Annotated in this window: 13 protein-coding genes; 5 read left to right on the top strand and 8 right to left on the bottom strand. The window is 69.7% G+C overall.

The genetic code is table 11. From position 1 onward, the window contains the following. Positions 1–427 precede the first annotated feature (427 nt). Entirely contained in the window at positions 428–988 is a 561-nt protein-coding gene (locus FM051_RS47160) for a hypothetical protein (RefSeq protein ID WP_158854090.1), read from the bottom strand. Positions 989–1171: 183 nt separating this feature from the next. Between FM051_RS47160 and FM051_RS47155 the strand changes: the two genes are divergently transcribed. Further along, positions 1172–4243, top strand: a complete 3072-nt coding sequence (locus FM051_RS47155) for a CHAT domain-containing protein (protein WP_158854087.1) — start codon at positions 1172–1174, stop codon at positions 4241–4243. A 3-nt stretch (positions 4244–4246) separates the two neighbouring features. On the opposite strand, the gene FM051_RS47150 is transcribed toward FM051_RS47155, so the two are convergent. From FM051_RS47150 to FM051_RS47140, 3 genes are read right to left on the bottom strand one after another with little or no spacing between them, the layout of a single operon-like run. Further along, positions 4247–5845: a CATRA conflict system CASPASE/TPR repeat-associated protein gene (locus FM051_RS47150; protein ID WP_158854084.1), complete on the bottom strand. Its 1599-nt coding sequence runs from the start codon at positions 5843–5845 to the stop codon at positions 4247–4249. Beyond that, on the bottom strand, positions 5823–6143 hold the full coding sequence (locus tag FM051_RS47145; protein WP_158854081.1) for a CATRA system-associated protein: 321 nt from the start codon (positions 6141–6143) through the stop codon (positions 5823–5825). Before FM051_RS47145 ends, FM051_RS47150 begins: the two co-directional genes overlap by 23 nt. Before the next feature lie 14 nt (positions 6144–6157). After that, complete coding sequence (locus FM051_RS47140) at positions 6158–8764, bottom strand: CHAT domain-containing protein (protein WP_158854078.1); 2607 nt, start codon at positions 8762–8764, stop codon at positions 6158–6160. 608 nt (positions 8765–9372) lie between these two features. On the opposite strand from FM051_RS47140, the gene FM051_RS52745 reads away from it, so the two are divergent. The 4 genes from FM051_RS52745 to FM051_RS47125 all read left to right on the top strand — a co-directional run bounded on the left by FM051_RS52745 (position 9373) and on the right by FM051_RS47125 (position 16728). Continuing rightward, positions 9373–9606, top strand: a complete 234-nt coding sequence (locus FM051_RS52745; protein ID WP_238413193.1) for a hypothetical protein — start codon at positions 9373–9375, stop codon at positions 9604–9606. A 103-nt stretch (positions 9607–9709) separates the two neighbouring features. Further along, positions 9710–9934, top strand: coding sequence for a hypothetical protein (locus tag FM051_RS52740; protein ID WP_238413192.1), 225 nt, complete (start codon positions 9710–9712; stop codon positions 9932–9934). A 750-nt stretch (positions 9935–10684) separates the two neighbouring features. Further along, entirely contained in the window at positions 10685–15886 is a 5202-nt protein-coding gene (locus FM051_RS47130) for a caspase family protein (RefSeq protein WP_158854075.1), read from the top strand. A gap of 5 nt (positions 15887–15891) precedes the next feature. Beyond that, on the top strand, positions 15892–16728 hold the full coding sequence (locus FM051_RS47125) for an alpha/beta hydrolase family protein (protein WP_202919450.1): 837 nt from the start codon (positions 15892–15894) through the stop codon (positions 16726–16728). 653 nt (positions 16729–17381) lie between these two features. Here the strand turns inward: FM051_RS47125 and FM051_RS47120 are convergent. From FM051_RS47120 to FM051_RS47105, 4 genes are all read right to left on the bottom strand, one after another. Then, entirely contained in the window at positions 17382–20321 is a 2940-nt protein-coding gene (locus tag FM051_RS47120) for a CHAT domain-containing protein (RefSeq protein WP_238413194.1), read from the bottom strand. A gap of 115 nt (positions 20322–20436) precedes the next feature. Then, the gene (locus FM051_RS47115; RefSeq protein WP_158854067.1) at positions 20437–20691 is read right to left on the bottom strand and encodes a hypothetical protein; all 255 of its coding nucleotides are present in this window, start codon (positions 20689–20691) and stop codon (positions 20437–20439) included. Positions 20692–20693: 2 nt separating this feature from the next. Continuing rightward, positions 20694–21449, bottom strand: coding sequence for an RNA polymerase sigma factor (locus FM051_RS47110; protein ID WP_158854065.1), 756 nt, complete (start codon positions 21447–21449; stop codon positions 20694–20696). Then, the gene (locus tag FM051_RS47105; protein WP_158854062.1) at positions 21446–21688 is read right to left on the bottom strand and encodes a hypothetical protein; all 243 of its coding nucleotides are present in this window, start codon (positions 21686–21688) and stop codon (positions 21446–21448) included. The genes FM051_RS47110 and FM051_RS47105 overlap by 4 nt, the downstream gene beginning before the upstream one ends. Positions 21689–21838 lie beyond the last annotated feature (150 nt).

The following is a 21838-nucleotide window of genomic DNA, read 5'->3' as shown; positions in this document are numbered from 1 at the left end:
CGAGGATCGGGCACGATAACAACGGAACTCCTGGTGGAACGGCGCATAGACACCGTCCGATCTACCAGGAGTTCCCCTGTCTCCGCACCAAAGCGCCACCACCTGCCCAAGCTCGGAAACGGGCACTCAGGTGGCTCGACAGACGCGCGAAACAACGAAATCCGGTTGAACGTCATGTCATCGTCACTCCTGCGTCACCTCGCTTGGCGCGGGACATCCGACTTGGTTCATATTCTTACCGTTGCATGTACAGGGCCGACTCGCCTCGACGCCTTTAACACCACCAGCGCGGTAGCAGGCGTTCCATATCGGTCGGGGAAGGCAGCAGCATCCCGCCTTCGATCTTATACAGCCCGGATCGACCCGATCCAAGAAACCCGCCACGGAGGTGCAGGTCGCCTCGGCCCAGGCCTCTTCGGTTCCCTCTTTACCGCGAGCGGACCACCCGGTTGAATTCATAGCCATGTTCTTCGAGATGGAGCGCAACACTGTTGGCGCCCCCTCTCAACTCGCGCCACCGACGCAGCAGTCCGGTGATCGGCTCAGGTAGTGGCACGTTCTCGTAGCGCGCCGGTTCGTCCCACTCCAGGCGCAGGGTCGGCACGCCGTCCACCACTCGGCCGGTGGGCACCGGGTCGAAGGGGTGCCAGTGCAGGATGTACTGGTCCAAGGTGGCTTCTACCAGCGTCAGCGCCATCGGGAACGGCCCACCACCTAGTTCGAGCGCGGTCGAGAGGTCGTTGTGTTCCCAGAACACCACGAGCCTGTTCGACCGCATCGCCGAGGGTAACGCGCCCAGTTCAGTGATTGCCGCCGCGGCGTCCGCGCCCCGATAGAACCTCCGACAGACCAGGTAACCGAAATACGGCTGGTCGGGGTTGCCCGAAAGCAGGTGGACTTGGGGTCGGGGAACGGCTCCGGTAGAGTAAAGTTCCGCTTTGGCCGCGTGTACGACCATGCGTGGCAGTTCGGTGATGATGTCCGACATGACGTCAGTATGCCGTTGTCGTCCTCGACCCGCAGCAACGGGGGATTGAATTACATGCGTGAGCTATTGGCATCTCGGATTCGAGCGAGGCTCACGAACGGCGGGGGTTCATATGCCCTACTGGACAATGCCCTGCTCGTCGACGCCGAGGAGTTGGCGACCCTCACGACACGAGCTGAGGACGTGGCCGAGACGTGCTTCCTGATCGGTCTGCTGCACTGGAGCCGCGGGACCGCGTTCGCCGACGAGCGGGCACGTTTAGAGGCCCATACGGCCATCGCATTCTTGTTCATAGCCCATGAAGCCGGTGTGCCGCTGCCCGAACCGCTGCCCAGGATCGTCGCGTCAACTCCGCTGCCGCCCATCGACGGCGTCTCGGCGCACGACTCCACCGTGTGGGACCTGCTGTTGTTCGTGACGGAACCATTGCTGGGGATGGGGGCCGACGCCCAAGGTGCACGCGTGCTGGCGGCGCTCTTCCGGAACGCGGTCGCCGATGCCGTGCCGGACGCCCCTTCGCGTCCGCTGCGCGTGTCGGCCCTCGTCGGAACGCTCCGGACCCTGTTCGAGCGCACCAACGACCTCGCGCCGCTGGAGGAGGCTATCGCCGTCTGCCGTGCGGAATTGGTCGGTGCGATACCCGATGCCGAACGCGCGATGCACGAGTACAACCTCGCCGAGAGCCTGCGGATGATGCACGAGCGCACCGGTGATGTAGCGGTCCTAGAGGAGGCCGTGGCGAGGCAACGCACCGTTCTGAAGATCGACATCAACGAACATCGGCGATTCGCACCGCTGCTCGGCCACAGTGTCGCACTCCGGCGGTTGTTCGACCTCGGTGGTGACGCCGCCCTGTTGGACGAGGCGATCGAGTCGGCTCGGGCCGCCGCCGAACTCGCCACCGGCTTGGACCGGGCCAAGGCATTGGGCAACCTCGGCTCAGTGCTAGCCGATCGCTTCGACCACGGAGGTCGTCAGGAGACGCTCAACGAGGCCATTACCGTCACCCGACGCGCGGTGAAGCACCTTCCGGCCGGTACGGCGTTGCAGGTCACCTGTCGCTACAACCTGGCGACGCTGCTCAGCGCTCAGTTCGACCGCAATGGCGACCTGAGCGCGTTGGAGGAGGCCGCTGCTTCGGTGCGGGCGGCGCTGGCCGCGATGCCGGCGGGCAGTCCGGAGAACGCGCACTACCAGGCCGCCCTCACCGGGTACCTGATCAACCAGTACAGCCGCACCAGGGACGTCGAGGTACTGGACGAGGCGATCCGGTGGGGGCGGACCGCCGTGGCCGACACGCCCGCTGACCACCCGGACCGGGCTTACTACGTAGCGAACCTCCTGTCCGCGTTGAGGCTCAAGGCCGAGGAGGCCGACGATCGGGATGCCTTCGACGAGGCACTGGTCCTGGCAAGGGACGTGATGCGCTCGGAGGTCGCCGGGCGCAGACGCGGACAGTTGCTGGTGAACGTCGTCAACGTGTTGCAGATGCACTACGTGGAGACCGGCGAGGTCGATTCGATCGAGGAGGCCGTCGCGGTCGCACGACGGGCGGTGGCGGCGACACCGGCCGACAACAGCGACCGAGCGGTGTGCGAACACGCACTGGCAGGCGCGTTGGAGACGGCGGCACCGGTCTTCGGCTCGCACCTGGAGGACGAGGCGACCCGGCTGCTGGAGTCGGTCGCGGACCGGGAGGACGCGCGGACAGTGTTGCGCGTGCGCGCCGCGTGGAGTTGGGGCGTGCTCGCGTGGCGGGCGGGCCGGTTGGACGACGCCCTGCGCGGTTTCACCCGCGCCGTAGGGCTGCTGCCGCGGCTGGCCGCGCGGGGATTGGTCCGCACAGACGGCAACCACTGGCTGGCCGAGTTCTCGCGGCTCACCTCGGAGGCCGCTTCCTGCGCGCTGGAGGCGGGCCGGCCGGAGCAGGCGGTCGAACTACTCGAAACGGGCCGTGGCGTGCTGCTAGCGCAGACACTGGAATCCCGTTCCGAGTCGGCGGAGTTGCGGGACCGCGCGCCGGAACTCGCGGATCGGTTCTCAGACCTTTGCGCCCTGCTGGACGCCGACCGGGAGCCGTCGCCGGACGAGGACCCGGACCGCCGGCGCGAACTCGCGGCCGAACTCGACGCGCTGGTCGAACGCGTCCGCACCATCCAGGGCTTGGAGGACTTCCTGCTGCCGCCCCGGATCGACGTCCTGCGCCGAGCGGCGCAGGACGGTCCGATCGTGATCCTCACGGTGAGCAGGTACCGCAGTGACGCGCTGATCGTGACCTCGGACGGCGTCCGGGTGCGGCAGCTACCCGACCTGACGCCGCGTTCGGTGCACGAGAGGTTCGTCGCGTTCCAGGCGGCCCTCGGGCGCCAGGATGACCTGGTGCCCGCGCTTGACACCGAAAGCGCGGTGCACGACGTCCTCGTGTGGCTGTGGGACTCGGTCACCGGCCCGGTGCTCGACATGCTCCGCCCCGATGCGGGAACCACCCCGCGCGTGTGGTGGGTGCCCTGCGGGCTGTTGGGCCTGCTCCCCCTGCACGCGGCCGGCCGCCACCTCGACCCGTCGGCCCGGCACACGGTCATGGACCTGGTCGTCTCGTCGTACGCTCCCACGATCCGCGCGCTGGCCCATGCTCGCCGCCGACGGCGGGCGGTCCGCGTGCCTGACACCCTCGCGGTGGCGATGCCGATCACCCCGCGAGAGTCGCGCCTGCCCTACACGGGCAAGGAGGTGGAGGCGATCAGTCGCGTCCTGCCGTCGGTGCGGACGCTCGTGGGCGCGCAGGCGACGCGGGCCGCCGTACTGTCGCGCCTGCCCGGCAGCCAGCGGGTGCACTTCGCCTGCCACGCCACGAGCGACCCGACCGACCCGTCCGGAAGCCACCTCCTCGTCCACGACCACGAGGAGAACCCGTTGCGGGTGCTGGAGATCTCCCGCCTGCGCCTCGAAGCACCGGAGCTGGCCTTCCTGTCCGCGTGCGACACCGCGGTGACTTCGCCGGAGCTGGCCGACGAGGCTGTCCACATCGCCTCGGCGTTCCTGCTCGCCGGCTACCCCCACGTCATCGGCACGTTATGGCCGATCAACGACCGGACGGCGGCCACCATCGCCGAGCACGTCTACACAACCATGGCCTCACACAACCACGACGTCGCGCACACCGCGTCGTCGTTGCATGAGGTGACCCTGCGGACGCGGGACCGCTACCTCCGGATGCCCACCCGCTGGGCCTCCCACGTCCACGTGGGGGCGTGACGGCTACCTGCCCTTCCACAGCCAGCCGCGCCCGGTGAACGTCTTGACCGCGATTTCTGCAGGTTCGAACTCGTCCGGGTCGAGCCCCAGGACGCCCTCTCCGACGACGTACTCGTGGAGGCGGTCCGACAACATCACGACCAGGTCCGCCCCTGGGCGCTCGACGACGGCCGCCCGCAAGGGTCGGCTGTCGAGGAGCCGTCCGATGGTCAGGGTGACCTTGCCTCCGAACCCGAGGGCGGCGAGCCCGACCGGGCCGACATCGGCGGCCATGCGCAGCCGGATGCGGTCGCGGTGCACGGCGTTGTCATCCGCGACCCGCCTCGCCATGCCGTTCAGCAGGGACGGCAAAGCTCGCTGCACGTCGACGTGGTCGGGCAGGAACACCAGCAGGCCGTCGCCCGCGCCTTGGTGGTCGGCGTCGGCGAAGTCCAGGCCGAGGTCAGTGACGGCGTCCTTGACGAGAACCGCCAGGCGTTCTTGGACGCGTTCCTCGGCTGGGGTGGACCGGCTGCCGTAGTCGACCACGTCGAGCATGAAGCCCATCCGGAACCGCTTGCCCGCGGCCTTCGGGGCGGCCCGGACCGGCTCCGGCGCGGGCGCCATCTCCCGGATCACGCGGGCCAGGCCGCGGCTGCGGTCGAGTTGGGACAGCGTGTCGCCCAACTGCACGTGGAACCAGTCGACCAGGGCGACGTCCGCGTCGAGCTGCCGGGACATCAGCAGTGCCATGTTATGCCGCACGGCGGCCACGGACTCGCGCATCCGCTCCACCCGGTCCGCGGCGACGGCGAGCCCGATCTCGTCGCCGCGCAGCTCACCGACCACGTCGGCGCGCGTCAGGTCGGTCCGCAGCTCGTCCACCCGGGTGTCGACCTGGGTGCGCAGCCGCGCGAGCCAGGCCTCGTCCCGTTCCCACACACGGATGTGGTGACGCAGCTTGGCGGCGTTGGCCAGGTAGCGGGCCAGCGGCGGCATGTCGACTTCGCCCCGGCTCCACGTCCACGCGCTGAGCCGGTCGTCCTCACCGACGGGTGCCATGACCACGAGGTCGCGGTCCGGTCCCGAGGAAGGGTCGGGCTCCCACAGCAGGATGTCGCCCTCCAGCGACTGCGGGGATCCCCACCTGATCCGGCCGTGAAGCCGGGCGGGCAGGCGTTCCCTCGCCCACTCGCCCGGAGGTTTGGCCTGGTGCACGCGTGCCGTACCGAGCAGCGCGTCGGTGTCGTCGCCCACGACCTCGACCCACCACCGGTCGAACTCGATCCACCCCGGCGGCACGAAGGACGCCGGGCCGGCGTCAACCGGCGCGGCGAAGGCCAGCGAGAGGTTGAGCATGTCCTGGTGACGGCGCAGCAGGAGCTGGATGTCTACGGCCTCGTTCTGGGCTGCGGCCAAGGGGCCGTCGGGCCCAGGGTGCACAACAGCGGGCGGTGCGGTGGGCAGGCCGGTGGCGGAGATCGGGTCGGTCACCCCCAGCAGGTCGCGGCACCGCTGCCAGATCGACCGCACCTGCCCGAACGCATGCGCGGCTCGCCGCCCTTCCAAGGGGGCGAAGACGTGGACGATGAGCTCCTGCTCAGTCGGTGTCGGAGCGGTCATTGTCCTCCTCCACGTCTTCAGCGCCGCGCAGGCTGTCCAACGTCTCGCTGCGGCGTTCCAGCACGAACGGCGGCGGTGGCACGACCGGCTCCTGGCCGACCCTGGTAACGCGCACCGGCGCGGCGAGCTCCACGGCATCGGTCGCGTCGCGGACCGCGTCGGCCCCGCACGCGCGAACCGCCGCCGCAAGGGTGCCGACCAAGCCGGCGACGTGCCGCCACTGCCGCTCCGTCATCTCCCACTGCACCAGGTCGTCGAGGACCATCCGCACGTCCTCGACGAGTTCCTCGTTCAGCACCGTTCCGCTCCTCCTCAACAACATTCACCCTGCGTGGTCGCCGGGGCGTAACCGTCGCCGATGACGCACAGGCTCGCCCACGCCGACGGCGGCGCATCGGGCTTGCGCGCGAGGTACTCCACCTGGGCGCGGTGCAGCGCCTCCGCGGGCGGCAGGTCGCGCAAGTGCCGGTAGAACGCGGCCATCACCCGCGCCCCGGTGACGCCGCCCACGTCAACGGTGCCCGCCAGCACCCACTGCGCGCCAGCCAGTAGCGCCGCGGTCGGCAGCCCGAACGGCTCGGTCGCCGCGAGCGGCACCACTCGGCCCGACCAGCACGACGCCGTGATGAAGCCGTCGGGCAGCGAGGCGGTGAGCAGTTCGGCAGCCGTGAGCTGGTCGGTGGCGCTCAGGGACAGCGCCTGGGCCAGTCCAGCGCGAGCCGTACCGTCGATGTACGCGCCGGGATCGAGGGCGGGCGGTGTGCCGTGAGCCCCGATCACCACGGCGGAGAACCGGTCGGCGTCGGCCAACGCGTCCCGCAGCTGCGTGGCCGTGGTGAACCGCACCGGTGCCAGGGCGTCGGTCAGCGCACGCCGTTCCCGGGCGGATCCCGGCAATTCCGGGTCGATGAAAGCCAGGACGCCCTCACCCGCGCGGCGCGGGCGGGAGCGCAACGACACCCACAGCGGGAACGACGGCACCAGTGTCAGGTGGGTTAACTCGGCCAGGACGCGGTCACCCAGTCGCGCCGCGCCCACCGGCACGGGCCCGAGCAGGCTGCCCGTAGACACGACCAGCGGCGGCGGTGACGGCGCAGCCAGGAGTTCCGCGGCAAGCGCCTCCGGCACGACCGCGGCGCCCAACTCGGCGAGGGCGTCGACCTGGTGCCCCCAGCCTGCGTCGACCGCCGCCCGCGCGTAGCGGTCGATCAGCTCGTGCACCGAGTCGGGGAGCCGCACCGAGTCGACCACCGGTTCCCGGCCCGCCTTGAGCCACACGCGGGTGCAGACGGTGACGTCGTCTTCGAAGACGTCCACGAGAAGCGCGTGGCCGCCCTCGGGCAGGCTCGCGAGGATCTCGCCTTCGTCGGGGGCGGTGCCGCCGAGGGCTTGACGCATCTGGGTGGAGGTCGTGTGCTCCAGCTCCCGGTAGAGCACCGGAAGGGATCCGTCCGGGTCGCCCTCGACGGTGGTGAGCGTGATGCGGGTAACCAGGTCACGCAGGTCGGGGCTAAGCCGGGCCCCGGCGCGCACGAACGCGGCCAGCGCCTCGGCGCGCGCGGCCGTGGCCACCGTCAGCGCGGTGCGGCCGTCACCGACGCCGACCGCGCACCGCATGGCCAGCGCGTAGGCGGCGTTGTTGTCGACGTAGAACGAGCGGCGGTGGGTCGGGTCGGCGAGCTGCCTGCCGTCGTCCTCGTCAAGCTGGAAACCGGCGACCGCGTGCGGAAGGGCGTCGGCTAACCGGCCCGCCGCCGCGAGCTGGAGCGCCACCTGGTGGTGGGCAATGCTCGCCGCGCCCCGGTCGGCCTCGTGGTCGAGCAGGTCGAGCGCCTCGGTGAAGTTCGCCAATGCCTCGTCGGGCAGCCCGCGGTCACGGGCGAGGAACCCGCGCTCCAAGGCCACGGCGGACAGCGCGCGGTGCGGCCTGTCCGGCTCGCCACCCACCGAGAGCACGTCGCGGACCTCGTCCAACATCGCCTCGGCGTCCTCGAACCGCCCCTGCAGCCTGGCCACCTGGGCGAGCAGGCGGGTGGCCGCCACGTGATTGGTCGGTTCGCCAGCACCCAACCGGCGTGCCTGCTCCAGGCGTTTCACGGCACGGTTGAACAGCGCCGGCTCCCGGGTGCCCGCGACGACGTCCCGATAGCCGAGCCGCCGTGCGACCGCAGCCGCGCCGAGCCGCCGCCCCGCGCGCAGATAGGCCACGAACGCCTCGCCATAGTGCGCGCGAGCTCCCTCCTCGTCTCCGACCTGCTCCAACACAGCACCCAACTCGCGCGCGGTGTTCGCCACGCCCACGCGCCTGTCCAAGGCCGCGTACCGGCTGCGGGCCTCCGCCAACAGGGCGCGCGCGGTGTCGTAATCACGGGCGATGCGCGCCGACACGGCCTCCTCCCGGCAGATGTTGGCCAGCAGCAGTTCGACCTGCTCGGGCGCGCCGCCCGCCGCACGATGGGCCTCCGCCGCACGGCGGGCCGCGAGCAACATGTTCCGCGCGTGGGCGAAGCGGTCCTGGTGATGGGCGATCGTGGCGCGGCCGAACAACGCCTGCCCCTCCTCCAGGGCGTTCCCGATCGCGGCTGCCTTGCGCACCGCGCGTTCCAGCAGGGCATCCGCACGGACGAAGTCGGCCTGGTACCGGACCACGATCGCCAGCTCACGCAACGCTTCACACTCCAGCGAGGTCAGACCTTCGCGTTCGGCGAGCACGACAGCCTCGGTGAACCCCCGCTCAGCATCGTCGTGGTCCCCTCGGGCACCCCGCACCCACGCCCATTCGACCAGGACGCGTCCGCGCCGGGCGGCGTCCGGGGCCTCGACGGCGAGGAGGACGTCGAGCAGGCGCTCGGCCTCCGCCAGTTCGTGCCGGTCGACGGCACTGCTCGCCCGAGCCATCAGGTCGTCGAAGTCAACCACGGGTGACGGTCCTGCTCACGCGAGTGATCGCGCCGCACTGCGCCGGCGCGAGCCTCCACTCCGAACGCGGGCGGTCGAACCAGAGATCGCGCAGCACAACTGCCGGGTGCCCGCCGTCGCGGACACCACCCGCAGTCAGGAGGCCCGGCTCGAGGTTCGTCAGCGGTGCCGCACGATCGCCGCTTTCTCGAGGCCATGTTGCACCGCGCCGCAGCGAGGGTCGACGCACCTCACGGCGTGCGTGGTGGCCAGCGTCCAAACCAGCCACGTGTTGGCATGCCCCTCGACCGTCTGCTGCAAGGTCGTCCCGTCGTGCGGTCATGCCGATCCTCCAGGAGGGCGAGTACGGCCTGGAGCAACAAGACCAGCCGCTGGCGTTGCCCGCGATCTTCGTCCGGAGCACCGCATAGGCGTACGCAGAAATGCGGACGATTGACTCCCGCTGTGCTTTCCACAGTTCGAAGGCGTGCCAAGTCCCGCCCAAGCGGCCCGGCCGACGACCGGCAGTCCGCTCGATCCGACGACCCAGCGCACCGCGACCTGCGGGGCGCCAAACTGCGGATTAGCCCGCTGAGCTGCGGTGAACGTGCACCATGGACCGTAGGGGCATGATCGTGAAGTGTGGCGTTACAACTGCCGTACCTGATCTTCGTCCGGCTCGTCGGCTGGCTGGTCCGCTCGGCCGGTCATCGGCGGCGAAGAACGTCGAACTGCCGGTGCTGCGGCACGAGGTCGCCGTGCTGCGCCGGAGCACTCCTCGACCGCGGCCGGACTGGGCCGATCGAGCGGTGCTCGCCGCACTGGTGCGCCAGCTCCCCGTCGACTGTGCGGACAGCGGTTGATGACACCAGGAACCATCCTGCGATGGCACCGGCGCCTGGTCGCGAGGGAGTGGACCCATCCAACCTGACCGGGCGCCCACCGGTTGACTACACCGTGATGGCGTTGATCGAGCGCATGGCGCGGGAGAACAGCGGTTGGGGTCACCACAGGATCCGGAGCGAGCTGCTCAAGCTCGGCCACCTGGTCGCCGCCTCAACCATCCTGTGCCGCTCGAAAAGTCATCGTCGCAGGCCACCCATCATGATCAGCATTCTGGGCGACCGCGAGAGCCTGCGCGTGGTGGGCGCTTGGGAGCGGATGGTGCCGCGTTCCCCAGGGGCGGACTGACAGATCACCTTCGACGGCCAGGGAACCGCCACAGCGGTCGTCCGACCGCGCGAGGGAAGCACCTCGAACGGCATCACCCGAGCAGGGCGATATAGTCATAAAGCGCACCGCGAGTCGCCTCTAGCCGAGCCTGAAGAGACGACCCCTTGACCAATCGATATGTTGCGGACTCAACCCCCAGGGGCGCCCCGATCATGAACTGACCTGCGGAAACACCGAATCAGCAGGTGACGGCGATGCCGTTGAGTGCCGTTCGATGCAGCTCGGTTCCGTTGCGGCTCAATGGATTCTCCCATTTTCCTCCCACACATCCTCCCACCGCCAGCCCGCGGCGGCCGTGTGGACGTGCGCAAATCAAGTGACCGGAGCTTCGGCAGTAGCAACACGGCCGTAGCGGTGACGGCCGCACCGTCCCCACGGCTTGATCGACAGGGACGAAGCCGTGGCGGCCGAAGCCGCAAGTCAAAGCTACTGTGCCGTCTGTGGCACCTACAGGGTCTCGGGTGACACTTCGACACCGGCGCACGTCCGATGACCGCAGGATTGCGGTTGGAATCACTGGATCGTTTGGTCGAATACCGCCGTGCCCGACAGCGGTGATCACTCGAAACATCGTTTTCCCTGGTCACGCCGAGGGCGGTCTCCACAGTCCGTCATGAAGGCGCATCAGGGTGATCTGCGTGCGAAGTCGGCTGGAAGGCTGAATACGCTGGGCGAGGTTCCATGCTCGACGACACCGGGAGTCCGGCAATGCCCGAAGCGGAAGCGACCGACACGACGCCGGGACGGCGCTTCTTCATCAGCATGGCGGTGGAGCAGTACCGGGGCCTGCCCGACGGCGAGAGGCTGATTCGGCCGACTGCGGACGCGCAGCAGTTCTCCGAGCTGCTCGCCCCCTCCACCTACCGACACGTGCTGCCGGGGATGGGGAACTACTGGTCGGCGAGCCAGGTCCGGTCTTCGCTGAGCGGGTGGTCTAAGGACGTCGACCTTGGGCTCGAGGACGTCGTGGTGTTCTACTTCGCCGGCCACGGCACGGTGGCCGACCGGGATCGCCACTACCTGATGTGCTGGGACAGCGAGGAGGACGACCCGGCGGCCACGGCGCTGGCCACCGAGGACGTAGTACGGATCCTGACCCGCAGCGGACTACGGAATCTACTGGTGGTACTCGACACTTGCTACGGCGGCGCTGCGGCGGCCGACGGCGCCCAGGTGGCGCTGCGCACCATCGCCCGGCAGGCCAACAGCACCGCCACCTCGGGCGTGTGGCTGCTGTCCTCAGCGCGGGCCAGGGACGAGGCTGTCGACGGTGCATTCCTGGACGCGCTGGTGCCCGCCTTACGTGAGGTCGGCGAGCGGACCGGCCAGCGGCAGCGCTACCTGGATCTCGTGCACATCGTGGAGGCGACCAATCTCCGCTTCGAGCGGGCGGGCCTGCGGCAGCGCGCCGAACTGGCCGCAGGCATGGTGACCAGCCTCGCACCGTTCCTGGACAACACGGCCTACCGCCACGACCTGCCCGCCGAGGACACCGACCTGGAGTTGCAGCGGCGGCTGGCCGACCGCGACCTGCACGACCACTTCGGCCCCAGGTCGCGCGGGGTGGAGTTCGACTCCGAGCCGGGTTTGTACTTCAACGGCCGCGACCGCCTGCTGCAGGAGTTGACCAACTGGATGCGCGGCAACGGCACGGACGGCAAGGGCCGCGTGGTCACCGGCAGCCCCGGCTGCGGCAAATCGGCCGTGCTCGGGCGCATCGTCGCCCTATCGGACCCCCTGTACCGCAGGAGGCTGCTCGCCGGTTCGGACGACGCCGACGTCCCGGCGCGGCTCGTCGACGCCGCAGTGCACGCTCGCCACAAGCTCCTGCCCGAGATCGTGCAGCAGATCGCGACCGAACTGGGCATGGAGGTCGATGGCCCTGGGCAGCTGCTGCGTGACGTCAGCGTCCGCGCCCGGCGAGACGGCCCGGTGGTGATCGTCCTGGACGCCCTGGATGAGGCCGGTTCGGGCACTGCCGCGGACACCGGAGGCAAGGGCGAGCCGCGACGGATCGCCCGCGAGCTGCTGCGCCCGCTGTCCGAGGTGCCCGGGGTCCGACTGCTCGTAGGCACCCGGCGCGAACTGGTCGGCAGCCTGGGCGCGTCGATGCACGTGCTCGACCTGGACCACCGCGAGTACCTGGGGCAGGACGACATCGCCGGGTACGTGACGAGCGTGCTGCTGGCCGCCGACGAACCGGAGGTGCCCACGCCCTATCGGGACCGCCCCGAGCTGGCCAGGCAGGTGGGCGAGGCGGTCGCGGACCGGGCAGCAGGAGTGTTCCTGGTCGCCAGGATGACCGCGCGCGGGCTGCGCTCGCTGGGCGCGCCGGTCGACGTACACGAGCGCGGCTGGCAGAAGAAGCTGCCCAGCGAAATCGGCGAGGCGTTCGAGGACTACCTGACCCAGTTCGGCCCGGACGAGAACCGGGTGCGGGCCCTGCTAACGCCGCTGGCCTTCGCCGAGGGGCAGGGGCTGCCCCGGGGCGCGTTGTGGACCGGCATCGCCACGGCGCTGGGGGCCAGCCGGTTCGACGAAGACGACGTCGACTGGCTGCTGGAAAAGGCCGCCGCATACATCGCCGAGGTGGTCGACCACGGCAGGTCGGTGTACCGGCTCTATCACCAGGCACTGGCCGAGCACCTGCGTGCCCAGTACCGGTTGGGGGCGTGGGGCGCGCAGACCCGGATCACCGAGGCGCTGGTGGCGACAGTGCGGCACGACACGGACGGCCTGGCCGACTGGTTCTCCGCACACCGTTATCTCCAGATCCACCTGGCCACGCACGCCGCTGCCTCGGGTCGGCTCGATGAGCTGGTTGACGACCCCGGATTCCTCCTGTTCGCCGACCAGTTGTCGCTGCTACGGGCGTTCCGCCAAGTCGGTTCGGAACGGGCGCAGCAGGCCCGCAACGCCTACGAGCAGGTGGCGCACCAACTCACGGGCGCGATGTCACTCGCCGAACGGGCCGCGTACCTCCAGTTGTCCGCTCGTCGCTGTGCGGCTGACGAGTTGGCCGACCGCGTGGACCGGCTGGACGTAGCGATGCCCTGGCGCACGCGCTGGGCCTGGTGGTCGCCCACCGGCGTGCACCGGCAGCTCGTGGGCCACGAGAAGCTGGTTGAGGCGCTAGCCACCGGCGACATGGACGGCAGGCCGATCCTGCTCACCGGCGCCGAGGACGGCACCGCGCGGATCTGGGATCTGATCACCCAGCACCCGATCGGCGAGCCGCTCCGACCGGGCAGCAAGTCGATCACTGCGCTGGCCGTCGGAGAGCTGGGTGACTACACGGTGGCACTGATCGGCGGTGACGACGGCAAGTTACGCCTGTGGGACCTCTCGGCGGGCAAGCCCATGGGCGAACACTTCGTCGGACACACCAACCGGATCACCTCCATCGCGCTGAGCACCGGGCACGGGAGAACGCTGGCGGCTACTGCTAGCCGGGACGGGACCGCGCGGATCTGGGACGTCGAGACAGGCCTCCAGCTCGGCGAACCGTTCCGTGGACATCGCAGGCCGGTCAACGCGGTCGCGTGGACCGGCCTGCAAGGCCAGCGCGTCGTCCTCACCGGGGGTGAGGACAGCCGGGTGCGCATCTGGGATGCCGACAGCCTGGAGGAGATGGGCAACCCGCTGGTCGGACACACGAAACCGATCACCTCAATCGGGCTGTCCCACGTACGCGGCCGCGACGTCGTGGTCACCGCGAGCCAGGACGGTTCGCTCGGGGTGTGGGATGTGTCCACCCGCCAACTGGTCGGCGAGCCACTGTCCGCGCACCAGTTCGGCGTGACGTCCATGGCAGTCGGCGAGCTGAACGGCGAGCCAATCGCGGTGAGCTGCAAGTATTCCGTTGCCAAGGTGTGGAACCTCGACACCAGGCAGCAGATCGGCCAGCCACTCGCCGGGCACGACGGCTCCATCGGCGTGGTCGCCCTCGGCACGGTGGACAACCGACCGGTCGCCGTCACCGGTGGCACGGACCGGACCGCGCGAATATGGGACCTTACCGCCGACCAGCCCTTGACCGGGCACACCAGTCAGATCCGCAGCGTGGCCATGGCCCGGATCAGGCGACGTTGCCTGGCACTCACCGGCAGCGACGACACCACAGCCGTGCTCTGGGACCTCGACTCCGCCGGGGCGCAGGACGGGCAGCCGCTGGCTGGCCATCGGGCTGCTGTGAGCGCGGTGACCCTCGGGGAGGTCGGAGGCAGACCGCTCGCGGTTACCGGGGACCAGGACGCCACCGTACTGTTATGGGACCTCGACACGCGGCAGCCCGTCGTCGCGCCCCTGTTCGGGCACACCGGACCGATCGGGACCGTGCGGCTGTGCCAAGTCGACGGTATGCCGCTGCTTGCCACAGGCAGCAAGGACGGCACAATCAGGTTCTGGGACCCGACCACCGGCGAGGTGGTGGGTGAACCCCTGATCGGCCACAACGGCGACGTCGACATGCTCGACGTGTGCGTGGTGGGCGGCAGACCCATCGTGCTGGCCGCGTCGCGTCGCGGCCACGTCACAACATGGGACCTGCGGACACGGCAGTGCCTGCCGACTGGGCAGCCGGACCCCGATCAGTGGCAAGCCTTGGCGGTCGGAACCGTCGACGGCCGCGCTGTCGCGCTGTTCGCTGGCACCGACAACACTCTCCTGTTGTGGGATCTCGCCACCGGGCAGGCAATCGGGGAGCCCATGGTCGGACACACCGACCGCGTCAAGCACGCCGTGCTGGGCGACCGCGGCGGTGTCCCCATCGCCATCAGCGCAAGCGGGGACAGCACCGCGTTGGCTTGGAACCTGCGCACGGGAGAGCGGCTGGGACCGGCGTTCGAGTACGACGCGTGGTACGGCGACCCGGTTCTCGCCCTCGGTCCGCTGGCCGACGACACGGCCGCGATCGTGGCGGGGAGCACCCAACTGCGGTTGCTGTCATTGAAGACCTTTCACCAGCTCGGCGATGCGCTCCACGGCCGTGAGACGAACACATCGTGCATCGCGCTCGGCTTCGCGGAGGGCAGAGCTGTCCTCGTCTCTGGCGGCGACGACGGCACGGTGCGGACGCACGACGTCGAGTCGGGGCAGCTGTGTGGGCCGGTGATGAACGGGCACCAGCGCTTCATAGGCGGGGCGGGGGTGATCGAGGACGGCGGGTCGGTTGCGGTGACCGTCGGGCAATTAGACAGCGGGGTACGAGTGTGGGACCTAGCCACACACCGAGAGCGGTTCAGGTGGGCACACCGAGAGAAGGCGATGACCGTCTACTCGGCGGTTCGATTGCTGGCGGTGGCCCGTCGGCGCGGGCACCCGGTCGTCGCGGCCGCCGCAGGTTCGGTGGTCCAGGTGTGGGACCTCGCCACACGGGCGCTTCTGGCCGAGTTGAGTGGCCACACCGGGCGGATCGAGTCGGTGTCGGCCGGTGAGTTCGACGGCGGTCCGGTCTTGCTCACCGCAGGCAATGACTCTACGGCGCGTCTGTGGGACCTCGACGCACTGCGGCCGTTGGACCCGCCACTCGGCGGGCACAGCGGCACCGTCTTCGCCGCCGCAGCGGACGCCGCCAAGAAGCTCGTGTTCACCGGGGATAGCGCCGGGGTGGTGCGGGCCTGGGACCCGGCGACCCGGAAGCAGGTGGTCATCGGACTACCCCGGTTGTCGAAGTGGATCAGCTGCTTGACCGGCGGACGGCTGCATAGTCGACCGGTGCTGGTCATCGGCGGCGGCGACGGCACGATCCGGGTCTGGTGCCAGGGTACGGAGAACCTGGTCTTCCAGGCGCAGCTCAACACGACCCCGCAGGACGTCGCGGTGCACCCGCCCGGTGACCTGTGCGTGGCCACCGCGATGGGCATCGTCTCGCTGCGCGTGCGGGACTGGGGCGAAGAGGTCGACGGATGAGCAAAGTGGTGCTGGTGCACGGGATAGCTCAGCAGTACAAGGGTCCGGAGTCACTGCGGGCCACGTGCGCCCCGGCCCTCTGCGACGGCGTGCGGCTCGCGGGCGGCGCGCTCGCCCCCGAGGACGTGTCCGTCGCGTTCTACGGCGACGCGTTCCGACCAACCGGCGCGCGGTCGGCGAGCCTGCCGGACTACGACGCCTCGGACATCGTTTCCCTATTCGAACAGGAACTCCTCCGCGCCTGGTGGCAAGAAGCCGCAGCGATCGACCCGAACGTGCCGGACCCGGTGAAGACCACCCGGACGCGCACCCCGAACTGGGTGCAGCGCGCCGTGTACGCGTTGAGCGGGTCAAGGTTCTTCGCGGGCCTCGCCGAACGGGCGATGATCGGCGCACTGAAACAGGTCTCGACCTACTTCATCGACCCAGACGCTCGCCGGAACGTCCAGCAGCGCGTGTTGGACGCCATCACCCCCGAGACCACCGTTGTGGTCGCACACTCGCTCGGTTCCGTGGTCGCCTACGAGGCGCTATGCGCCACGAGAGGTACTCCCGTGACAACGCTGGTTACCCTCGGCTCGCCGCTCGGCCTGCCTAACCTTGTCTTCGACCGGCTAGTGCCGACCCCAATCGACGGTCGCGGAGCCTGGCCAGGCGCGGTGCGGAGCTGGACCAACGTGGCCGACCGCGGCGACGTGGTGGCCAACCCGAAACAACTCGCGCCTCACTTCGAGCACGGCGTCACCGACGTGCCCGTCCACAACGGGGCCAAGGCGCACGACATGCTGCCCTACCTGACCACCCGGGAAACCGGGAAGGCGGTGCGGCACGGGCTCGACTGAGCATGTACCTGCCGACAACCCTATCCGTGCAGGGTTGCAGCCGCGCGGAGCGTGACGGCTCGAAGTGCACGTGGGTGCGGTCGCCGTCTACGGTGGCGTCAGGTCACAGGGCATGATGACCAGCCGTGCTGCGTCGAACGGGCCCGCGTCCGCAGTTGTACTGCGCCAATCACACGGCGTCCACCGCGTCGACCCGGTCCTCGCAGAACATTGCGGTTGCCCCTACGAAAGCAGGCAAGCGCCAGATCCGATGTCCTCACGGGTAGCGCGATACACTCATGCCGGACATCGCGGGTCTCCTTCAGTCGAGCCTGAAGAGACGACCACTTGACCAAGCGATATGCTGCGGACTCAACCCCCAGGGGCGCCCCGATCTTGAACTGACCTGCGAAAACACCGAATCAGCAGGTGACGGCGGTGCCGTTGAGTGCGGTTCGATGCAGCTCGGTTCCGTTGCGGCTCAATGGATCCTCCCACTTTCCTCCCACACATCCTCCCGCCGCCGGCCCGCGGCGGCCGTGTGGACGTCGCACACATGTGCGCCCATCAAGTGACTAGATTCTGTGCCATCAGCAACACGATCGTCCTCGACAGCTGTGTTGCCGACATCCCGCTCGAGACAGCGTCACACCCTGGCCACTACTGGCCAGGGCTCACGGGCCGACGTGGATCGTGGCCATCCACCACCTCCGCCACCGCCGGGGAGTCGTGTCCCGCAGGGCACGGGTCGCGGCGTGCAGGGCGAAGGCCGCGCGGTCGGGGGTCGGATGGCCGTTCTGGTCCAAGCTCTCGTAGAACAGCTGAGCGACGCGCCTTGCCACGTCGTCCGTCACCGGCCACAGGGCCGCGATCACGTGCCTGAACCCGGTCAGCTGGAACGCCGCCGCCACGTGGATCGCCTCGTCGGCTAGTAGCGGGTTGGGGGAGGCGGTGTCGCAGGCGGAGAGGTAGGCGAGTTCGGCGTCATTCAGGCGGAGGCTGGACAGGTCGCGCACGGTCAGCATCCGGTCCGCCAGTCGCAGACCGCTGGACGATGGGCTGACCGGGTCGGTGATGCCGTGACATGCGAAGTGCGCAATCGTGCCTCGGGGGATCGCGGCGAGCACGGCGTCCCGAGTGGCCGCGGCGTCCGCCAACACTTCCACGCTCGCGGGGAACATGTCGCGCAGCGCTGCCACCTCGAATCCCGCGTGCGGCAAGTCGGGCACACCGGGGACGTGGGATGTCGCCACGGCTAGCACGTGCGGGGCGCGCGTCGTCGTGGCGAGCTGCCGGCGCGCGTGGATCAGCGCGCGGATCGTCGGTGTGTAGGACGAGACGACCAGGTCCGGCACGGTTGTCGGGACGTCGCCCGCGAACGCACCGTGGTGGCCAGCCATGTGCAGCGGCAGGAACGAGAGCGTGCCCGACGGGCACCACCACAGGCGCGGGAGAGCGTCACCGGGTGCGCGGCGGTCGGCCAGCCCCACGCCGTCGAGCACCGGCCTGGCGACCGCGTCCCAGAGCCATCCGAGGATCTCGTCCAGCAGGCGGTCTTCCCGAGGTCCGGCCCCCGCCACCGCGGTGTTGAACGCGGCCAGCTGACGCTCGACTTCGGCCGGGTCCGCCTCCGGCAGCGGGATCACCGACACGCCGTTCCGCGTCAATGCGAGGGCGTCGGACCGGTACCTGCTCACGTTGAGCAGCACGACCGGACCCGCCGCGGCCGCGTCCAGCAGATCGGCGACCGGCGTCCGACGCAGGAACCCCTCGAACCCAGGCAGCCCGCGGATCTCCTCCACCACCTGGTCCCACTCGCGCCGGGCGCCGGTGTGGTCGGGCCACTCCGGTGACGACGGATCATCCTCCTTCCTCGGCCCGTGGCCGCCGAACCGCTCCCCTAGGGTCGCGAAGCGCGTCGCGAGGTGCGGTGCGCGTTGCGCGAGTTCGGTCAGATTCGTGGACAGGTCGAGCGACCGCGCCAGCAGCACACCCCGGCCGTGTTCCCACAGTTCGACGGCGCGGGCGGGATCGCCCGCGTTCAACGCGCATGCGGCGGCGTCCGACGCGAGACCCGAGAATCGGGCCAGGTGGAACTCGCTGTCGGCGCGATCGGCTCCGTGCCAGACCATCTGGTCGACCGCGCGGATCGCGATGTCGAACACCTCGACGGCCAACTGCCAGTCACCGATCACCGCGGCGGCCCGACCCAGGTACGTCGTGACTAGTGCGCGCGCCGGTGAGCCGATCACGGTGGTGTCCGAGGCGGCGCGCAGCACACCGATGGCTTCGGTCAGCAACTGCTGGTCACCGTGCGATTCACCGCCCACCAGCAGCGTGCCGCCGAGGTTGAGCAGGGTGCCCGCGCGGTCGGGGTGGTCGGCAGATGTGGCCTCGGCTGCTCGGCGTGCGAGGTTGATGGCGGTGTCGAGGTCATCGGGGTGGCCGGTGCGTTCGTAGCTTGCACGGAGGGCGAGGCCGAGATTGGACAGGTGGCGTGGGTAGTCGGGGTGGTCGGCGGGTGTGGCGTCGACTGCTCGGCGTGCGACGTCGAGGGCGGTGTCGAGGAGATTAGGGTCGCCCGTGCGTTCGTAGCTTGCACGGAGGGCGAGGCCGAGATTGGACAGGTGGCGTGGGTAGTCGGGGTGGTCGGCGGGTGTGGCGTCGACTGCTCGGCGTGCGACGTCGAGGGCGGTGTCGAGGAGATTAGGGTCGCCCGTGCGTTCGTAGCTTGCACGGAGGGCGAGGCCGAGATTGGACAGCCTGCCCGCCAATTCCGGGTCGTCCTCGGCGGTGCCGGCGACCGCATCCCTGCTGGCACCGATCGCGCGGTCGAGTTCGGAAAACTCACCCGTGTACTGAAACCGGGCGTAGTGCGCGATCGCCAGTAGGGACAGCAGGCGGGAGTACTCGGGGTCGTCTCGCGGCACCGACGCCGCAGCCTCGTACCCGACCTCGACGATCTCCTGCAGATCGTAGGGGCGTCCGTGGTGCCGGTAGCGGAGGTACAGCGCGGCCATCAGGCCCGTGAGACCGGGACCGGGATCCCGGTCTCCGAGGTCCACCGACTTGCGAAAGACGTCCACTGCCTCGTCCAACACGGAAGGCGAGCCGGTCGATTCGCCGTACAGCAGCAACGCGGTGCCGAGTTTCAGCAACGTCGCGAGCCGCGCCCGGCGGCCATCCGGATGCACGCGGGCGAGTGCCATGCGGAACACTGCGACGGCGGCGTCCAGCGTGTTCCGGTCGCCGGTCGCCTCATGCTCGTGGATCAGGTCGCCACCCAGCAGCGTCCACGGATCGTTGTCCGGATCAGGGTCGTCAGCGGGGGCCAGTGCCTCCCGCACCGCGTCGGGAACAAGGTCCGGCCGCGACCGTCGGAGTCGACGGAAGACTGCGATCGCCTCGTCCAGGTCGGGACGGTCGTCGGGTTCAGGCAGCAGGAGGTAGCGGTACCAGTGCAGCAAGCCGACCGCCGCCGCGGCCTCTGCATGCTCGGTAACTTGATCGCCGATCGCCTCCCTGAGCGCGAGCGCGTCCGCCAGTGCAGCGGGCGCAAGGACCGTCGTCGGGTCGCGCCCCGCCTCGTACTGGTCGAGCCGGGCACGCAACATGCCGGTCAAGCGGCCGATCGTCATGCTGGCCGCCGATCACGGAACAGCGCCCGACTGTCCCCGTCCGCGCGCTGGCGGGCGGGGACGGCCGGGCGGGCCATCCGGGTAGTCATGGTCATCGAATGGTGGTCATCGGATCGACGTGACGGGCTACGCCTCGTGGTGCGGCGGCGTGGGTTCGCCGGCCGGTCGTTGTCCGCCGGGTGTCCACGCCAGCCGCGACCTCGGCTACGATCGCGTCGATGTCATGAATGTCGGCGGTCGGGCTCGTCTCGTCCGCGCGGAGCAAGGCGTCGAGCTTCAGCTCGGTGAGCGCCCGCTTCACCTCGACGATCGACCGCACGGTCGCGTCGTCTCCGTGCCCCGGCATGGTCACGACTCGTCCCCCTTCGCTTGTGCGATGTGGTGCCGCAACTTCGCCAGCGCGCCGCTGATCCGGTTGTCCACGGTGCGCAGCGAGATCCCCATCCGGTCGGCGATCCACTGCCGACGGCGGCCGTCGAGGTACCGGTACTCCACTACCTGCCGCTCCTGCGGGTTCAGGACGCGGCGCAGCAGGTCGTCGAGCAGTACCCGATCATCGAACTCGACTGCGGTCCGCTCGCTAGCGGCGCGTTTGGCGGTCCGCTCCGTGCGCAGCGCTTCGCGCTCGAAGTGGTTGATCGCCACACGTGTCCCCACCACCGTGAGCCATGCCGCCGGGTCGTCGAGCTCGTGGAGCCGGTCGCAGTGGCGGTAGGCAGCGAGAAATGTCTCCTGAGCGATGTCCTCCGCTAGCCGGACATCACCCGCGCACACCCTGGTGAGCTTCGCAATCAGGCGGGACCTGTGCGCGAGGTAGAAGCCGTCGAAGTCGAACCTCTCGGGCTTCGTCGTCCTCTCGTGCCCGACCTCCTCGACGCCGGTCCGGTCGAGTGGGCCGTCCGGGGTGACCGAGACGATCCGCTCGACCGTCTCGCCGTCGCCGTTCCACACCGCGCGCAGCGGTGGGGCAGCGGGACGGCTCGGAGGCGGGGCGAGCTGGAGGTCCCGCAGCGTGCCCAGGCCTTCGTCCATGGGCGTGGTCGACGATCCGGCCTCGGTCGACGACTCGTCGGCATCGAACTCGTCGACGTGCCCGTGGCTCAACTCGTCACCTCCTTGTCGTCATCCTGCCCCACCGGTCGGACGACCAGCCGGAGCCCGTTCTGCACCGAGTGGGACAACTCGGTGCCCGGCGGCAACGGCAACGCGGCCATCCGCTGCTGCTCCCGAACGACCTGTACCACGGCCCGCTCGCGTCGCAGGCGCTCGACGGTGCCCAGCAACCCCGACCGGCGCACCGCGCTGGCGACGACCGGCAGCAACGCGACCAGTCCGGCGATCACGGTGGACAGCAGTGCGGCATCCAGTGAAGCCGTAAAAGATCAACTTGTCGGCGTGTCGGTTCCCGCTGGGTTCGGCGTGGAAGCCGTGGCCAGGAGCTGGGCGGCCGTGCGGTAACGGGCCGACGCCGGGGATGGGAGACAGCCGTCCCG

Origin of the sequence: Saccharothrix deserti, assembly GCF_009769385.1 — a bacterium.
Classification (GTDB): domain Bacteria; phylum Actinomycetota; class Actinomycetes; order Mycobacteriales; family Pseudonocardiaceae; genus Actinosynnema; species Actinosynnema deserti.
The sequence above is the reverse complement of the archived record's forward strand: the minus strand, read 5'-3'. Positions and strand labels throughout refer to the sequence as shown.

Excerpts from the sequence above, each read along its gene's own strand:
- FM051_RS47160 (WP_158854090.1), bottom strand. The coding sequence starts at position 988 with ATGTCGGACATCATCACCGAACTGCCACGCATGGTCGTACACGCGGCC.
- FM051_RS47130 (WP_158854075.1), top strand. The coding sequence starts at position 10,685 with ATGCCCGAAGCGGAAGCGACCGACACGACGCCGGGACGGCGCTTCTTC.
- FM051_RS47120 (WP_238413194.1), bottom strand. The coding sequence starts at position 20,321 with ATGTTGCGTGCCCGGCTCGACCAGTACGAGGCGGGGCGCGACCCGACG.
- FM051_RS47150 (WP_158854084.1), bottom strand. The coding sequence starts at position 5,845 with ATGACCGCTCCGACACCGACTGAGCAGGAGCTCATCGTCCACGTCTTC.
- FM051_RS47115 (WP_158854067.1), bottom strand. The coding sequence starts at position 20,691 with ATGCCGGGGCACGGAGACGACGCGACCGTGCGGTCGATCGTCGAGGTG.
- FM051_RS52745 (WP_238413193.1), top strand. The coding sequence starts at position 9,373 with ATGATCGTGAAGTGTGGCGTTACAACTGCCGTACCTGATCTTCGTCCG.